14 protein-coding genes are annotated in these 17511 nt (G+C 46.3%); 3 read left to right on the plus strand and 11 right to left on the minus strand.

Annotation, left to right across the window (positions count from 1 at the left end; all coding sequences use genetic code 11):
• The first annotated feature begins 31 nt into the window (after positions 1-31).
• Both ABNK31_RS13845 and ABNK31_RS13850 read left to right on the plus strand, forming a co-directional pair.
• Positions 32-706 (plus strand): ABC transporter ATP-binding protein, encoded by a 675-nt coding sequence (locus ABNK31_RS13845; RefSeq protein ID WP_418893084.1) that lies wholly within the window; start codon positions 32-34, stop codon positions 704-706.
• Between the two features lie 62 nt (positions 707-768).
• Positions 769-3096, plus strand: a complete 2328-nt coding sequence (locus tag ABNK31_RS13850; protein WP_418893085.1) for an ABC transporter permease — start codon at positions 769-771, stop codon at positions 3094-3096.
• A gap of 116 nt (positions 3097-3212) precedes the next feature.
• Here ABNK31_RS13850 and ABNK31_RS13855 read toward each other — a convergent pair whose 3' ends face one another.
• The 11 genes from ABNK31_RS13855 to ABNK31_RS13905 form a co-directional block, all read right to left on the minus strand.
• The gene (locus ABNK31_RS13855) at positions 3213-3884 is read right to left on the minus strand and encodes a hypothetical protein (protein ID WP_418893086.1); all 672 of its coding nucleotides are present in this window, start codon (positions 3882-3884) and stop codon (positions 3213-3215) included.
• Between the two features lie 40 nt (positions 3885-3924).
• Complete coding sequence (locus ABNK31_RS13860) at positions 3925-5469, minus strand: IS1634 family transposase (protein WP_418892868.1); 1545 nt, start codon at positions 5467-5469, stop codon at positions 3925-3927.
• 169 nt (positions 5470-5638) lie between these two features.
• Complete coding sequence (locus ABNK31_RS13865; RefSeq protein ID WP_418893086.1) at positions 5639-6310, minus strand: hypothetical protein; 672 nt, start codon at positions 6308-6310, stop codon at positions 5639-5641.
• Positions 6311-6350: 40 nt separating this feature from the next.
• On the minus strand, positions 6351-7895 hold the full coding sequence (locus tag ABNK31_RS13870) for an IS1634 family transposase (RefSeq protein ID WP_418892868.1): 1545 nt from the start codon (positions 7893-7895) through the stop codon (positions 6351-6353).
• 169 nt (positions 7896-8064) lie between these two features.
• Positions 8065-10884: a hypothetical protein gene (locus ABNK31_RS13875; protein ID WP_418893087.1), complete on the minus strand. Its 2820-nt coding sequence runs from the start codon at positions 10882-10884 to the stop codon at positions 8065-8067.
• Between the two features lie 184 nt (positions 10885-11068).
• Complete coding sequence (locus tag ABNK31_RS13880) at positions 11069-12103, minus strand: hypothetical protein (RefSeq protein ID WP_418893088.1); 1035 nt, start codon at positions 12101-12103, stop codon at positions 11069-11071.
• 1 nt (position 12104) lies between these two features.
• Positions 12105-12908 carry a molecular chaperone gene (locus ABNK31_RS13885; RefSeq protein WP_418893089.1) on the minus strand — a complete coding sequence of 268 codons (804 nt, stop codon included), beginning with the start codon at positions 12906-12908 and terminating at the stop codon, positions 12105-12107.
• Between the two features lie 101 nt (positions 12909-13009).
• Positions 13010-13588: a hypothetical protein gene (locus ABNK31_RS13890; protein ID WP_418893090.1), complete on the minus strand. Its 579-nt coding sequence runs from the start codon at positions 13586-13588 to the stop codon at positions 13010-13012.
• A 632-nt stretch (positions 13589-14220) separates the two neighbouring features.
• Positions 14221-14958, minus strand: a complete 738-nt coding sequence (locus ABNK31_RS13895; RefSeq protein ID WP_418893091.1) for a DUF6261 family protein — start codon at positions 14956-14958, stop codon at positions 14221-14223.
• Positions 14959-15725: 767 nt separating this feature from the next.
• A complete protein-coding gene (gene pdxH / locus ABNK31_RS13900; protein ID WP_418893092.1) occupies positions 15726-16364 on the minus strand; it encodes a pyridoxamine 5'-phosphate oxidase in 639 nt (212 codons plus the stop codon).
• 40 nt (positions 16365-16404) lie between these two features.
• Positions 16405-16638 (minus strand): hypothetical protein, encoded by a 234-nt coding sequence (locus tag ABNK31_RS13905; protein ID WP_418893093.1) that lies wholly within the window; start codon positions 16636-16638, stop codon positions 16405-16407.
• Between the two features lie 192 nt (positions 16639-16830).
• Between ABNK31_RS13905 and ABNK31_RS13910 the strand changes: the two genes are divergently transcribed.
• A complete protein-coding gene (locus ABNK31_RS13910; protein ID WP_418893094.1) occupies positions 16831-17496 on the plus strand; it encodes an ABC transporter ATP-binding protein in 666 nt (221 codons plus the stop codon).
• Positions 17497-17511 lie beyond the last annotated feature (15 nt).

Raw genomic sequence — 17511 nt, forward strand, 5'->3', positions numbered from 1 at the left:
AATATAAAAATACAATTAATAAACAAAGAACATGATTAAGATTAATGATTTAAAGAAAGTATTCCGTACGGAAGAAGTAGAAACCATCGCATTAAACAGTATTTCGATGGAGGTGAAAGAAGGGGAATTTGTGGCCGTCATGGGCCCGTCGGGTTGCGGAAAATCCACGCTGCTGAATATCCTCGGGTTGCTCGATAATCCCACCTCGGGCGAGTATTATCTCGACGGCAAGGAAGTCGGGCATTTAAAGGAAAAAGAACGGACCCAAACACGAAAGGGGAAGATCGGCTTTGTCTTTCAGAGTTTCAACCTGATCGAGGAGATGACGGTATTCGAAAACGTGCAATTGCCGTTGACGTACCTCAAAGTGAAGGCATCCGAACGCAAAAAACGCGTCGAAGAAGTACTTCGCCGGATGAATATCAGTCACCGCTCGGGGCATTTTCCCAATCAGCTTTCGGGAGGACAGCAACAACGTGTGGCCATCGCCCGAGCGGTCATCGCCAACCCGAAACTGATTCTCGCCGATGAGCCGACGGGAAACCTCGACTCGAAAAACGGCAAGGATGTGATGGATCTCCTGACCGAACTGAACAGGGAAGGTACGACCATCGTCATGGTCACGCACTCGCAGCACGATGCGTCTTTCGCCCATCGCATCATCAACCTGTTCGACGGGCAGATCGTCACGGAGGCGCAGCTATGAAGCATGAAATATGATGTATGAAGTATGATGTATGAAGTATGATGTATGAAGTATGAAGTAAAATGTCTCATTTAAAAACATATTTGAATTTTCTTTCGCGAAATAAACTATATACGTTTGTTTCGGTAGTGGGGTTCTCCGTTTCGCTGATGTTCGTCATCATCCTCGGGTTGTATGTCAAGCAGGAATTATCGACCGATGACTTTCAGGAGAACAAAGACCGTATTTTCCTATTGACGCACGATAATGAAGTAGGCTTCGGTAACCCCGTCGCCCCCTTCGTGCAGGATAACTGCCCCGAAGTCGAAACCTTCGTACGCATCCTTTCGCAGGATGTAGCTATCGGACAAAAAGGTGGCGAGAAGACGAAGGCAAGGGCGTTATTTGCCGATTCGACTTTCTTCCGCACTTTTTCCTATCGGCTAATCGAGGGAAATCCGTCGCAGGTATTGGAAGGGCGCAAAAATGTGGTGGTCAGCCGCAGTTTTGCCGCCAAGACCTTCGGCGGGGAGAATCCCGTAGGCAAAAGCCTGTTTATTGAAAATACCGAGCATACGATTACGGGTATCATGGAGAATATGCCGCAAAACAGCATTATTCCTCCTGCCGATTTCGTCGTAAACTATCATTCCATAACAACGATCTTCGGAGGGAATTGGGTGCTCGACACCTCTTCCAATTTCGGATTCACCCTGTTTTTTATGGCGAAGGAAGGCGCCGACTTGCCGGCGAAAGCGCCCATACTGCTCGGGTTATTCAAAAAGGAATTCTGGTATTTCAAAGATGGCCGTTCCGACAATGTGGAATTCACGCCTCTCAAGAAGGCATATTTTCAACTCGACAAGTCGGGTTATGGAGACCTGAACCACAATAGCCGGACAACCATCACCGTATATCTGACCATTGCCATCCTGATATTGGTGATCGCCTTGCTGAATTATATTAACCTGACGGTGGCGCAAGCCGGATTCCGCGGCCGCGAGTCGGCTATCAAAAAACTGTTGGGAAGCAGTAAAACGCAACTCGTTTCACAATTGCTGTCCGAATCGTTGCTGATGACGGCCTTTACGTTCCTCGCGGGATTATTACTGGCTTTCCTCGCCGAACCGTTCTTCAACAAAGCGTTGGGTACGACGCTGAATCTGGCGCTTCAATTCACTCCGGCAATCATCGCCGCGTGCATCGTGTCCATCGCGTTTATTTCGCTATTGGCGGGCATTATCCCCGCAGCGGTGATCTCGAACTTCGATCCGATAGAAGTGGTAAAGGGGACTTTTTCCCGTAAGGTAAAATCGACGTACTCTAAAGTGTTGATCATTTTTCAATATACCGTAGCCATCGCCTTGCTGGTGTGCACCATTTTCATTCAGCAGCAATCGGATTTCCTGATCCGGTACGACACCGGCTATAACCGCGAAGGTATCCTGGAAATAGATAATACCGGACTGGGCATTACCCAACTCGACGGCTTCCGGGCAAAACTCGGGGAGATTCCCGGCGTCGAATTAGTCTCTTTTTCCTGCGGCACTCCTGTCAACGGGGGCAACAACATATCCTATTCGCAGGATGAGGAGCAATTCAGTTTTCAGGAGTTTTATGTCGATTCGGCTTTCTTCAAGATATACGGCATTACCGTCAGGCCGACCGGCGTCTTACCGTCTAAAGACACCTATTGGTTGAATGAAACCGGATACAAAGCCGTGCATCCCGATACGGCGGCGCAACTGTTCCGTATTTTCGGAGGAGAGGAGACGGCGCAGATCGCCGGCATATTCAGCGACTTCAAGATACGCACGCTATATCAGGACTATAACCAACTCCGCATGCGATGGAGGAAGGATGACGAGAGACCGTGGGATATCATCGTCAAAATGACGCCGGGAAGCGATTACTATCAAACGGCCGACCGCATTAAAAAGGAATATACGAAATACACCGGCGGCGAAGTGTTCGAAGCTTCTTTTGTGGATGAAATCATTCAAAAGAATTACGAAAGCGTGCGCAAGACCTCGTCCATCATGTCGGCTTTTACGCTGTTGACGATTGTGATTATGGTGATGGGCGTGTTTGCCATGTCGTTGTATTTGATTCGCCAAAAGCAAAAGGAGATCGCCTTGCGGAAGATCAACGGCGCCACCGAAAAAGAGATATTGCTCCTGCTCAACAAAGACTCCCTGAAAAGAGTGCTCATTGCCTTTGCGGTAGCGTCGCCGATAGCCTGGTATGCGATAAGCCGGTGGTTTGAAAACTTCCCCTATAAAATACCGCTCTCGTGGTGGGTGTTTGCGGTTTCGGGAGTAGCGGTGCTTTTGCTGACCCTTATCAGCGTCAGTTACATGACTTGGAAAGCCGCACGCGCCAATCCGGTGGAATCACTAAAGGGAGAATAAAAAGACATTCATTTGTCGTTAATAATTCATTTTCTTGTGTTACCCGTCGAACTGCGTGAAGTAGTTGACGGGTAACTTCCGTTTTGTTCCGACACCGGATAACCGGCTGTCGCCGATTATTGCGAGAACTGTTTGATATTTACATTCCTCGATTTAGTCTCTATTGTAAACGGTTCGAGCTTGTTCACTTCCCCGGCTTCGATGCGGAACGAACGGATAAAGTCCTTGCAATCGGTATTCTTAAGAAGGGTGCTTTTATCAAGAGTTATGCTATACTCCCCTACCGGCAGGAAAGTCATGAAATTGCCCTGCCCGTCGGTGACCGCCACATGCTCTACCTCCCGGTGGGTATTGGTGATGATAAACCGAAGCCCTTCGTACCGGGGAACGAGGTCGACGCTATGCTTGCCGAAAATATACCGGATGTTGCCCCGCAAGGTGCCGCTTTGAGTAAGCGGAATATCGACTTTCGTCTTCGAGCGGTTGACCGTTACATCCACCGGCCGGAAATACCAACTCGACGCCGACATCGGCTTGATGGTATAATCGCCGTAAGGAGTGAGCGAATAACGGATCTTCCCGTCCTTATCGGTGATGAAAGCTTTGTTGGAAAGCGCCACCACATAGTCGTTTACCGGCTCGTCGCCCTTGTCGTAGCGGCTGTTGGCGTTCTTGTCGTAATAGAGTTGCGCGATGATGGTGCTTTTCTTTTTGCTCGACGGCTGCGCTTTGCTGAAGTGCCAGGTGGCCCCCACCTCTATATTATAGGTATTGGTTTTCCTGCCCATAAACGCATAGTTATATTCCTGACTTCGACAATGCGACACCCTAACCGATTTTCCAGAAATCAGGGTCGAACAATCGGGCGATAGACTTGTGCCGAGCTGTCAGCAGCATGGTTTTGGTAAGCGTTTCGCCACTGAGTGGCAACCTGATTTTCAAGGTAGTAATTGTTTTGGAAATATTCAAAACTTTATCCACACTCAAGCCTATATTGTTGTTTTTCAATATTCGTTCCAATTCCTTATAAACCTTGTATGCCACGAAACAGAGGCAAACATGCGCCTCTATCCGTTCATGGGTAAAGTGAAACATTGGTCGTAACTCAATTTTGCCCTTAGTTACCCTAAACGCGTTTTCAACCTGCCACAGCCCGCTGTATTGCTCGTAAACTTCTTTTGCAGGCAGGTCTGTGTTGGTGATGTAACCTTTCAAACCGTCCCATTTCTCGTCTTCGATGATTTTCTCTTGATTGATTGAAACTTTTACATTATCAGATATTTCCAAAAACTTGTTATAACCGCGCTTGTTGATGTTTTCTTTGGTAAGCTGTCCGCTTTTACAGGCTGATTTCAAGCGTTTTATTCCCTTTTCGCGGTTATATTTATCTTTCTTTGCCCGTTTGTCGGTATAACCCACAACCAAGCGTGATTGGGCCAACTTGACAAGTTCATGAAATAGTCCGTCCTGCTTTTTCAACGATAAAATCCATTGCTTGATTTCTTCGTTTTCATTCTTTATCCTTGCCCCGATAATGTATTTGTAGCCGCCTGATTCTAAAAGAGAGATATTGCTTTTATTCATCAATCCCGAATCGGCTACAACCACAAAATCTTCCAAATCGAAGCGTTTCACAAAATCTTCTACGATTGGAATCATTGTTCGTCCTTCGTATTGAGAACCATTGAAAATCGAGTAACTCAACGGATAGCCGCCTTTACTGACCAACAAACCTAAAACAATCTGCGGTTGGGCGTGTTTACCGTCTTTGGAAAAGCCCCTTTCCCGCAAGTCGTCGCTCTCATCCGTTTCAAAATAGAGCGTGGTTACGTCGTAAAACACAAGCCCAATGGCACCTCCTAAAATCTTTTTAGTGTGCGCTACACTGATTCTTTGCACCTTATCCTGCTGTGTGTTGTATAATTTGTCAAGATACCTGTAAATCTTGTGCAATTCAATATCTTCGTCAAAATAAGACTGAAGATAATCAACCGTACCTGCCTTACTTGAAGGCTGACACAGTCGTGCTATAACCAAATGCTTCAATATCTCATCATCTATGGAGTCAAAACCAATAAGTTTGAAAACCTGATTCAGTATCAGTTGAGTTCCATTAAGCAAGATGTTTTCAATATTACTCAAAAGATGTTCGGTAACTTGTTTTTCCTCTTCTTTTCGTTGCGCTTCCCGGAACATATCACGCACGCCAACTTGCTTGGAAATCCATTTTTTGCCCGATTGATAAAACATCTCAATTTCTTTTTCATCAGAACTGGTACCGATTGTTTTCAAATAACGGATTTTGCCGGTGCTTTTATCAACGATAACAACACTGGTACTGCCCGACCTGTTTCGTTTTTTGCGTACATACATACCGCAAAATTAGGACTTTTCTTGCTTGCGACACCCATTTTGGTGTCGCAAAATACGCAAATATATAAATATGAGATGGTTATAAAAAGAGAGTTTTAAAAGTGTCGAAGTCAGGAGTTGACGGGTAACTTCCGTTTTGTTCCGACACCGGATAACCGGCTGTCGCCGATTATTGCGAGAACTGTTTGATATTTACATTCCTCGATTTAGTCTCTATTGTAAACGGTTCGAGCTTGTTCACTTCCCCGGCTTCGATGCGGAACGAACGGATAAAGTCCTTGCAATCGGTATTCTTAAGAAGGGTGCTTTTATCAAGAGTTATGCTATACTCCCCTACCGGCAGGAAAGTCATGAAATTGCCCTGCCCGTCGGTGACCGCCACATGCTCTACCTCCCGGTGGGTATTGGTGATGATAAACCGAAGCCCTTCGTACCGGGGAACGAGGTCGACGCTATGCTTGCCGAAAATATACCGGATGTTGCCCCGCAAGGTGCCGCTTTGAGTAAGCGGAATATCGACTTTCGTCTTCGAGCGGTTGACCGTTACATCCACCGGCCGGAAATACCAACTCGACGCCGACATCGGCTTGATGGTATAATCGCCGTAAGGAGTGAGCGAATAACGGATCTTCCCGTCCTTATCGGTGATGAAAGCTTTGTTGGAAAGCGCCACCACATAGTCGTTTACCGGCTCGTCGCCCTTGTCGTAGCGGCTGTTGGCGTTCTTGTCGTAATAGAGTTGCGCGATGATGGTGCTTTTCTTTTTGCTCGACGGCTGCGCTTTGCTGAAGTGCCAGGTGGCCCCCACCTCTATATTATAGGTATTGGTTTTCCTGCCCATAAACGCATAGTTATATTCCTGACTTCGACAATGCGACACCCTAACCGATTTTCCAGAAATCAGGGTCGAACAATCGGGCGATAGACTTGTGCCGAGCTGTCAGCAGCATGGTTTTGGTAAGCGTTTCGCCACTGAGTGGCAACCTGATTTTCAAGGTAGTAATTGTTTTGGAAATATTCAAAACTTTATCCACACTCAAGCCTATATTGTTGTTTTTCAATATTCGTTCCAATTCCTTATAAACCTTGTATGCCACGAAACAGAGGCAAACATGCGCCTCTATCCGTTCATGGGTAAAGTGAAACATTGGTCGTAACTCAATTTTGCCCTTAGTTACCCTAAACGCGTTTTCAACCTGCCACAGCCCGCTGTATTGCTCGTAAACTTCTTTTGCAGGCAGGTCTGTGTTGGTGATGTAACCTTTCAAACCGTCCCATTTCTCGTCTTCGATGATTTTCTCTTGATTGATTGAAACTTTTACATTATCAGATATTTCCAAAAACTTGTTATAACCGCGCTTGTTGATGTTTTCTTTGGTAAGCTGTCCGCTTTTACAGGCTGATTTCAAGCGTTTTATTCCCTTTTCGCGGTTATATTTATCTTTCTTTGCCCGTTTGTCGGTATAACCCACAACCAAGCGTGATTGGGCCAACTTGACAAGTTCATGAAATAGTCCGTCCTGCTTTTTCAACGATAAAATCCATTGCTTGATTTCTTCGTTTTCATTCTTTATCCTTGCCCCGATAATGTATTTGTAGCCGCCTGATTCTAAAAGAGAGATATTGCTTTTATTCATCAATCCCGAATCGGCTACAACCACAAAATCTTCCAAATCGAAGCGTTTCACAAAATCTTCTACGATTGGAATCATTGTTCGTCCTTCGTATTGAGAACCATTGAAAATCGAGTAACTCAACGGATAGCCGCCTTTACTGACCAACAAACCTAAAACAATCTGCGGTTGGGCGTGTTTACCGTCTTTGGAAAAGCCCCTTTCCCGCAAGTCGTCGCTCTCATCCGTTTCAAAATAGAGCGTGGTTACGTCGTAAAACACAAGCCCAATGGCACCTCCTAAAATCTTTTTAGTGTGCGCTACACTGATTCTTTGCACCTTATCCTGCTGTGTGTTGTATAATTTGTCAAGATACCTGTAAATCTTGTGCAATTCAATATCTTCGTCAAAATAAGACTGAAGATAATCAACCGTACCTGCCTTACTTGAAGGCTGACACAGTCGTGCTATAACCAAATGCTTCAATATCTCATCATCTATGGAGTCAAAACCAATAAGTTTGAAAACCTGATTCAGTATCAGTTGAGTTCCATTAAGCAAGATGTTTTCAATATTACTCAAAAGATGTTCGGTAACTTGTTTTTCCTCTTCTTTTCGTTGCGCTTCCCGGAACATATCACGCACGCCAACTTGCTTGGAAATCCATTTTTTGCCCGATTGATAAAACATCTCAATTTCTTTTTCATCAGAACTGGTACCGATTGTTTTCAAATAACGGATTTTGCCGGTGCTTTTATCAACGATAACAACACTGGTACTGCCCGACCTGTTTCGTTTTTTGCGTACATACATACCGCAAAATTAGGACTTTTCTTGCTTGCGACACCCATTTTGGTGTCGCAAAATACGCAAATATATAAATATGAGATGGTTATAAAAAGAGAGTTTTAAAAGTGTCGAAGTCAGGAGTTGACGGGTAACTTCCGTTTTGTTCCGACACCGGATAACCGGCTGTCGCCGATTATTGCGAGAACTGTTTGATATTTACATTCCTCGATTTAGTCTCTATTGTAAACGGTTCGAGCTTGTTCACTTCCCCGGCTTCGATGCGGAACGAACGGATAAAGTCCTTGCAATCGGTATTCTTAAGAAGGGTGCTTTTATCAAGAGTTATGCTATACTCCCCTACCGGCAGGAAAGTCATGAAATTGCCCTGCCCGTCGGTGACCGCCACATGCTCTACCTCCCGGTGGGTATTGGTGATGATAAACCGAAGCCCTTCGTACCGGGGAACGAGGTCGACGCTATGCTTGCCGAAAATATACCGGATGTTGCCCCGCAAGGTGCCGCTTTGAGTAAGCGGAATATCGACTTTCGTCTTCGAGCGGTTGACCGTTACATCCACCGGCCGGAAATACCAACTCGACGCCGACATCGGCTTGATGGTATAATCGCCGTAAGGAGTGAGCGAATAACGGATCTTCCCGTCCTTATCGGTGATGAAAGCTTTGTTGGAAAGCGCCACCACATAGTCGTTTACCGGCTCGTCGCCCTTGTCGTAGCGGCTGTTGGCGTTCTTGTCGTAATAGAGTTGCGCGATGATGGTGCTTTTCTTTTTGCTCGACGGCTGCGCTTTGCTGAAGTGCCAGGTGGCCCCCACCTCTATATTATAGGTATTGGTTTTCCTGCCCATAAACGCATAGTTATATTGATACCAATAGGCATTGGAGAAAAACGAATAGCTTTCGTTGGGGCGGTATTTAACCGTCAGGTTCGCCGAAGGGACATTGCCCTGATAGGTATCTTTGGTAAAATTGACATTCGACGTGAGCGAAACTTTTTTGGAAAAATCCTTATTGACGGACGCGCCTACGGCGAAGCGGTTGAAACCGGTATCGTTCTGCCGGGCCATGGCGTATTCGTACAGGTAAAACGCGCCTCGTTGCCAGGAACTGTTTACCGTAAGCCATTTATACGAGTAATCGAGCGACGATTTCCACTGTTGCCGCCATGCATGATCCAACGGATCTCCATAAGCGCCGCCTTCCACCGATCCGTAGATGGAATGATCGCCGTTGCGGCTGTTCCATCGCAACTGCACGCCACCGCGGTTGGACGGCATATCGAGCAACCGGTCGCCCACCTCCGCGCCGAAGTACGATGCATAAGAAGACGACCGCTCGCCGCGATATTGATAAAACAACGAAGGCGACCAGCGCCCCAGCTTGGGCAACGACAGGTGCGCGTTGCCGTAGACATTTTCCGACGAGTAACGATAGTCGTAAGCGTACGATTTCGGCTCGGTTTTGTTATAGCTGACATTTCCGCTGACATACATCGTTTGGGAGAGCTTTTGACTAAGTCCTTGCGAAAGCGACAGCGAGCCTTTGCGGCTTCCGGGGAAATAGCCGTCGCTATAATAAGCCGATCCGTTCAACATCAAATCGGAAAATAACTTCCCCTGATACCTCAATTCCCCGCTACCGGAAAACTTGTTTCCCCGTATGCCCTCATACCGGCTCACCGAACCGTGCGCTTTCAGGTCGATATCCCAATCATTGCCGAAACCGCGCCGCCATTGCGCCCCGGCCACATTATAATATGCCTTTTCGTAGGGGTTCCGTTGATAGACATACGACACTTCAGCGCCATTCTTATAATTGGAAGCACCCACCGTCCCCACGGCATAAAAGCTGTAATAATCGGCGAACCACGCTTCGGAACTCAACAGGTTGAAATTTTGGTCGATGGCGCCCACGGTAAAGGTCTTATCTTTTTTATCGTCGGAAAACATCGCTTTCGCTCCCCGGCCGTACAAGGGCAATTCGGCTTGTTCGCTCACATTCCCGACAGTAAACTCGTTTTCATACAGTTTGTACATCAGCGAGGTATTGGTGACCATCGGGGTGCGTTGCGAACTGTATTGATACAGATTCCCTTGCACTTGTAGGTACCCCGCAGGTAAGTTGACGTATCCTCCGCCGCGTGCTTGCCACATCCCCGAAGAGGCGTTATATTGGCGGTAACTCAATGTGAGGGCGTTGTCGTCCGATCCGTAGCCGGAAAACAGAACGTTCGGATTGACATCAATATAAGGGCGGTTGGAAGCGGCGTTTTGTACCGTCACCGTTTTATTGCCGAACAAGGTTTTTTCCTTCCCCTTCATGGCGGTGATGTGAACGGGAAACTGCTCGGCCGACAGCAGGTTGGCGCTCGGTATAAAGGCATAAACTACCGGCTTCTGCTCCATGGCTTTAACGGTGGTCTTTATCTCCGTAAACGGAGGGGCGCCGCGCAGTTGGGGCACGTTGAAAACCAGGGTGACTTCTTCCTCGGTATTGCCGCTGTTGTTCACCAGCACGCTGATGCGAATGGAATCCTCAGGATGTGTGACGAGGATAGGCGCCTCATCAGCCGCCAGGAAGATTCGCTCGCGCTTTTCAATATCAATGTGCGTCTCGCGGCGAAGCAATTGTTTGCGGTGGTCGTCGAACAAGGTGTACGCGACCGTCTTTCTTCCTGCCGGGATATTTTTCGCCATCACCAGTTTATAAGAAACAAAGGTACTGTCGCCCGGAGCCACCGTGAGCTCGCGCCCGGTCGCGGTAAGGTTGCGCACGCCTTCCGGTAACGCCGGAGTGATAAACCCGTGGAAAGCCTTCGCCGACGGGTTGCCGACTTTAATAATATGGCTGATGATTTGATCGTTCACAAACGATTGCCGGATCTCCACTCCGGGCATACCGGCTTCCGACTGCGCTTTTAAACCGCCGACGGCAAAGAAGCATAGCAACAGGATATAAATATATGGAATGTAGTTATTTCGTTCCTTACGGATCATTTAATTGAATTGAAAAAACAAGATGCAGCCTGTCATTCGTCATTGCGGCCTTGACCCGCAATTCCCCGCTGAACCCATCGTCCGGAGGAGTTGGACAGAAGGATGAAAGATAAGTAGGATAGCCCGGAAGGATTATTTCTCAACCTTCAAATTCATACCTCATACCTCATAATTCATACCTTTCCTACCGCGGCACAATCTCATAGGTGAGCGGCACGCTGTAATTATCAGGTTTGGCCAGGAATAACCGGCGATCGTCGCCAATCGTATAATACCGGATATCGAAACTCACGGGAGCGCTATTGGTGGTGGGGCCTTTCACTATCGGTTGCGCGGTTTGGGAAAGCGAAACAGGGAATTTGTCGCCGACGCCTTGCTGCAATTCCAGTTTTACCACATCCAGCGGGAGTTTATTGGCGGAAGAAGAAGAAAACTCGGGCGACAAAGCCCTTACCGTCACCTGATAGTCGGTGTTGGAAGTCACCGTCAACCCGTTGGAATAAACCACGCTTTTGCCGTTTACATAATCCGCCAGATGTTTGAACTCGAGCACCCCGTTCGCTGCCTCGGTCGATATGCGGATGGAATATTCTTTTTCCTCGGGAGGCGGCCCCTGAAGGTAATGTACTTGTATATTATTGTAAGTATAATTGATGATCCCTATTAATTGATTATTTCCATCTCGGACCTTGAATTGCAAAGGGGCATGATACGATCTTGTATTGTATCCTTCTTGCAAATTCTTCAAATAGGCTCCCGGTGCAGCGGATAATCTAAAATTCATTTCTAACCGATAATACTCCTGCGTATCACTTAAAGGAACTTGGGAGTTGGGCACCAAAAACACTTTGCCCGTCCGGTTAAGCGGAACAGGAGAAGGCATTCCTATTTGGCTGACAGTAGGTAAAGGGGCCGGTTGGCCTTGCGTATTGACAGGAATAAAACTGATTTTATCCGCAGGAAAAACCGTTCCCGATCCATCCGTCGCCAGAATATCGCCGGTAAGCTCAACGGATATTTTCCAGTTGGGTACAGAAGGTTTAGTACCCCATTCTCGTACAAGTACCAAAGAAAGAAAGCCTCCGGTGGTAGCTCCATCGTAACTATTTATGCCTAAATAAGGCTCTGTACTTCCTAATTCAAAAGAAATATTTTGCGCATCGGTAGTAGTTACTCTCCCTACCAATAAAAAAAGACCTATCCATAAGAGTATCCTCATTTTATTCATAGGCAAACTCCAATTGGGCAGCCTCTATATCCACATCATCCCCATAATCAAGCATCACGGTTGCGGTGTACGTGCCTTGTGCCGGTTCTTCTCCCAACCGGATCGCCATGATGCGGTGATCGCCAGGCAGGGTGTAGAACACAATCGGTTCGGGCGTAATTTCCTTGCCCGTCGCTTCATTAAAAACCGTGGCCGTCACCTTGCCGTTAATCCAACTGTTCCCTTTATTATTAAATACCAGTTGCAGCGAATTGGATGCTTTATCGTAGGATAGGTTCTCTATTTCCAGCTTCCGTATTTCCGGCGCATTGCCTTTGTGATAAATCTTGATGCCCTGCCGCACATTAATCTTGACACCTATCCCTCGTTCATTCACGCCATCCACGGGATTCATCTGCGTGACATATAGCATAGCCGTATGCATGTTGCCGTCGCCTTTAGACTGCATCGGCACATTCATCGTTACTTCGAGTTCCCGGTTTTCGCCCGGTTTCAGAGAAATATAAGAGTTTTCACCCACATTCAGCCAACTCGCACAGGAATTATCCAATGAATCGGGAGAAAACATCAGGTTATTGCCCTGATCATCGTATTTCCAATCGCCAAAAGTAACGGCTAAATTAAGCGGATGTTTTTTGCTGATATTACTGACCAATATCTTTTGTGTTCCGGTTTGTCCGGAGCCCAAATGATAATAGACTCTCGGCGGAGAGACAGAAAGACCCACTTGCGAAAACAGCAGTCGAAAAGAGGCCGAGAGCAAAATGCAAAGAAAAAGAAACGCTTTTTTGTTCATAATATTTTACCGTTTCGGAAAAGAGAAAAGACATAGAAAGGGAAAAATTCTATCGATTTTTTCCCTTTCATGTAAATAATATGCGAGCGTTATCAAAAGGCTTATTTCGGCTCTATGGAATACGTTACTTGCGCCGTATATACCGTAGGGTTGCCGTAGCTCATATTATAATAGCTCAAATACTTATCATCTTTTCCCGCCTCGTTGTTGTAAGTGATGTTGTACTTACGTTCTCTCGCTCCGGTTTCGGATATTATTAATGATTGATTATCCGTCGATAAATCCACATTGGTATAGCTATCATTCGCGTCGTTATCCGTGCCGGCTTCAGCTACAATCTGCACATCGCCCGCGTCAATAGATTCGCTATATCCTTCTGCATTGACAAAATTTCCATCTGATTTCACCGAAATAGTAAATCCGCCCGTACTGAATACGGTCAAATGATCAAGCTGCTGTTCCGAAATTTTACCGTTCTTATAATCCTCAGGGGTTTGGTATTCAATATCGACTGTTCTTTGCCCCTCAGTCACTACTAATGATTGAATAGGGTGCAATTTGATGTTTACCGTTACATTATTATCTGCCGGATCATCCCCTGACTGTGCTTTCGCACTATTCACACTCACCAGCCCTATTGTAACCAATAAGGCCACTAAAAAAACTTTTTTTGTTCTCATTTGTTTATTGATAAATAAAAATTGATTTGTAAAAACTTATTTGTAATATAGATAGATAATTCGTTGTTCTAGACACCTTAAGCACCTCATAGATTATAGTGCGCATTCACTCGATCTCCCCCTCTCCCACCTATTATGCAAAAGAGACATACGGCTCTGTTTTTAAGACATTCACAACACAAATACAAGATAAATCGAATACAAAAAAAATCGGTTGCAATCCTATAAAGTTTAAATTAAAAAAGTCTGATTCCCGGAACTATCGTGCTTAACTCTCTGTATACTATATAAATTATAACTTAACTGTCTGAAAAACGCACAAAGATAATCAAACAATCCATATGCTCCAAATAAAACAACTTTAAGTCTTTATATTTTAATTATAATTAACGACAATCGTTTGATTATTTAAGGTGTTACAAAAGCGGAAATCAAGTAAGAATGCGCTTTTCACAAATACTTATAATTTTTGTCTATCAATAATAGAAAAAAGACATTATTTATTCGGCGAATGTCCAACCGATTCATGAAACAAAAAGTGGAAAGGAAGGCAGGCTTTCTATTTAATCCGATTGCCTGACGCTTCACTTTCCACAATTTACTTTTACTCTCGCCTCTCCCTACACTCCGGTTTATTTACCGTCCGTCTCCTTCTTTTTCCGGTCGACTTTGAGTTGTGCTACCCGTTGATTGTAAGCCGCAGAAGTCTGGCGGATAAGATTATTGACGTTCCGGATAAATTCCGCCACCTTGTCGTTCGGAGTAAGCAAGGCGGTCGCATACGCGCGGTCGGCAATCTGCCGGTAAAGGTCGTCGATAGCCTTCCGTTTTTCCTGCGTTTCGGCATAAGCCGGCTTCTCAACGACCACCAATTTATCAATTTCGACATACCGGTTGTTCAACACCTCAAGGGCGTCAATCGCCGCGTCGAGGGTTAATGTCGTAACGTGTGCAGCCACGCCGGGGGCGCGCAAATCAAGGATCATCCCTTTGATGTCGACCGACTCCTGCCCTTTGGGGCGCGAAGCAATGCCTTTGTAAGGACTGACTATCGGCACAAGGGCGGTAGCGGCTTCCCGTTCGGCCGCAATAGGCGACTTCAGGGCAGCGTATATCCGGTCTATTACATATTCTGTTCCATCATCGCGGTCGGAGTCCAGGACGTCTTTTTCAGGCGTATAGGGACTGCGTGTGGAACGATGCACCAAATCTTGCATAATATCGATGGCCGATTTATACGGTGGATCCAACTCCACGGCACCGATATTCTCCAACCCGGCTTGTGTCATGAAACCATGCACCGAAGTGTGAAACCCCGTGTGCTCCGAGTTGTTCAAATGTGTAATATTAAAGGAATCTATTTTTCCCATATCATTCTTATTTATAGATTAATAATGTAATAATAATATTATATATAGAAGAGGTATAAGAGTAAAAATTAAATATATCCCGGGGGATACGCCGGTTTTGAAAACAAAAAATGAACATATCCCGTAGGATACAGGCAGTTTGAAATTGAAAACGAACGTATCCCACAAGTTAAAGGCTTTTGGGAAATAAAAAATACCTTTAACTCGCAGGATAAAAACCATTCGGGAACGGGATATACCCCTCGCCCGCCGGATAAAGTCATTTTTGGAATAAAAAAGTCCCTTGCGAGGGGTCGTGAAAGTGTTTTCGGCATGAAAAACCGCTTTGCGAGAGGTCGCCGATAAGGTTGTTTTTCTACCGGATATATTCCCGGGAGGAAGAAAGGTATTTCCAACTTCCGTATATCCGTTTACAGAGAACAACAACCTTGTACCGGATGTCAAAAGACTGTTCACTCTAACAGGATATGAATATCATTCAATCAGAAAGCGAAGTTCGGAAAATTTATCGAGACCGCAAAAATTTTTTACGGTATTTTTTTTATTTCTTTTGCGAAGGTAACGAATAGAATGGCTTATATACCGGTTGGATACGAAAAGCTCTATCGCCCCGGATAGACTCGAAGAAATCAAGAATGCGCTTAAAAAAGTATTTTCAATGGAATACCCCGATTCCGTGCATTCTCCGTCAACGCAAGTAGAGACGCAAAATGCTGCAACTCCAACCTCCAATCACCAATCACCAACCTCCAGCCTCCAATACCCAATCACGGCGCCAACCGTTGCATCGCCCAGCCCTGCGAATCAAGGGAATACACAATCCGGTCGTGCAAACGGTTTGTCCTCCCCTGCCAGAATTCCATAACCGACGGACACACCACGTAGCCGCCCCAATAATCGGGACGGGGAATATCTCCTCCGCCAAAACGGACAGCATATTCCGACAATGCCGCGTCTAATGTCTCGCGCCCTTCAATGACCCGGCTCTGAGCCGAAACCCATGCCCCCAAACGACTGCTTTCGGGACGCGAACGGAAATAGGCGTCCGACTCGTCTGCCGGCAGTTTCTCCACCGTTCCTTCCACGCGCACCTGGCGGGCGATTTCGTGCCAGTCGAAAACAAGTGCGGCATGCGGGTTTTCCCCCAGTTCACGCCCCTTCCGGCTGCCATAGTTGGTAAAAAACACAAATCCTCTGCGGGTTACTTCTTTCAACAGCACGACACGCGCCGATGGCATTCCGCCCCCGCCCACCGAAGCCAGCACCATCGCATTCGGCTCGGCTATTCCCGATTCGATGGCCTCGTGCAACCATTTTTCGAATTGCCGCACGGGGTCCGGCAGCATCGCCGACTCTTCCAGCGCGCCTCTGGTATATTCTTCCCTGAAATCCGATAATTTTTTCATAAAAAAAGCGGGGGCTGAATGCCGCCCGCCCGGTACGGGGTTATTTCTTAGCCGTTTTGTCTTTTGCGGCCGGAGCCTTCTTGTCTGAGCAGCATTTCTTATCACTTTTCTTATCCTTGCTGCAACATGATTTTTTATCGCCCGACTTGTTTTTGTCTTTCTGGCAACATTCGGTCGTCGATTTAACTTGCGCCTTCTGATTATCTTGCGCTACGGCGTTTGCCGACAATGACAAAGCGAAGATAACGGCTGTAGATAAAATCCATTTTCTCATTATTATACTATTTTAAATTAATCCCTATAAGAATATCGCCACAAATATACGATAGGAAATTTATCCGTAGACGAACTTGTTGTTAAGAATATTTAATTATTAAATTGCCCCGAAATACAATCCTCAAAAAGGACATTTTTTCTTATCTTCGCAGTTGATATTGAAACAGATTGAAAACAGATTGATTGGCAAATGATCAGGGTTGAACAGATTTATAAAAGTTTTGGCCGGCTACAGGTGTTGAAAGGCATCGACCTGCAAGTGGCGAAAGGAGAAATTGTCTCTATTGTAGGCCCCAGCGGCGCGGGCAAAACCACTCTGCTCATGATCATGGGCACGCTCGAAAAAGCCGACGCCGGGAAAGTATTCATTCAGGAACACGACTTAAGCCGGCTGAACGAAAAGAAACTATCCGATTTCCGGAACAAAAACATCGGCTTTGTCTTTCAGTTTCATCAGCTCCTACCCGAGTTCACGGCGCTCGAAAACGTGATGATCCCCTCGCTTATCGGCAAAAGAAAACATTCCGACAGCGAGAAAAAGGCGAAGGAGTTGCTCGACATGATGGGCTTAGCGGGACGCATGGGGCATAAACCGGCCGAACTGTCGGGGGGCGAAAAACAACGGGTCGCCGTGGCCCGCGCCTTAATCAACGAGCCGCTCGTGGTGTTTGCCGACGAGCCTTCGGGCAGTCTCGACACGGACAACAAACAGGAGCTGCATGCGTTGTTCTTCGAACTGAGGGACAAGCTCAACCAGACCTTCGTCATCGTCACCCACGACGAACAGCTCGCCTCCATCACCGACCGTACCATCCACATGAAAGACGGCCTCATCGTCGACGCTTTACACGAATAATCATCTTACATATAT

The organism is Limibacterium fermenti (assembly GCF_041902845.1).
GTDB classification, from domain to species: domain Bacteria; phylum Bacteroidota; class Bacteroidia; order Bacteroidales; family Dysgonomonadaceae; genus Limibacterium; species Limibacterium fermenti.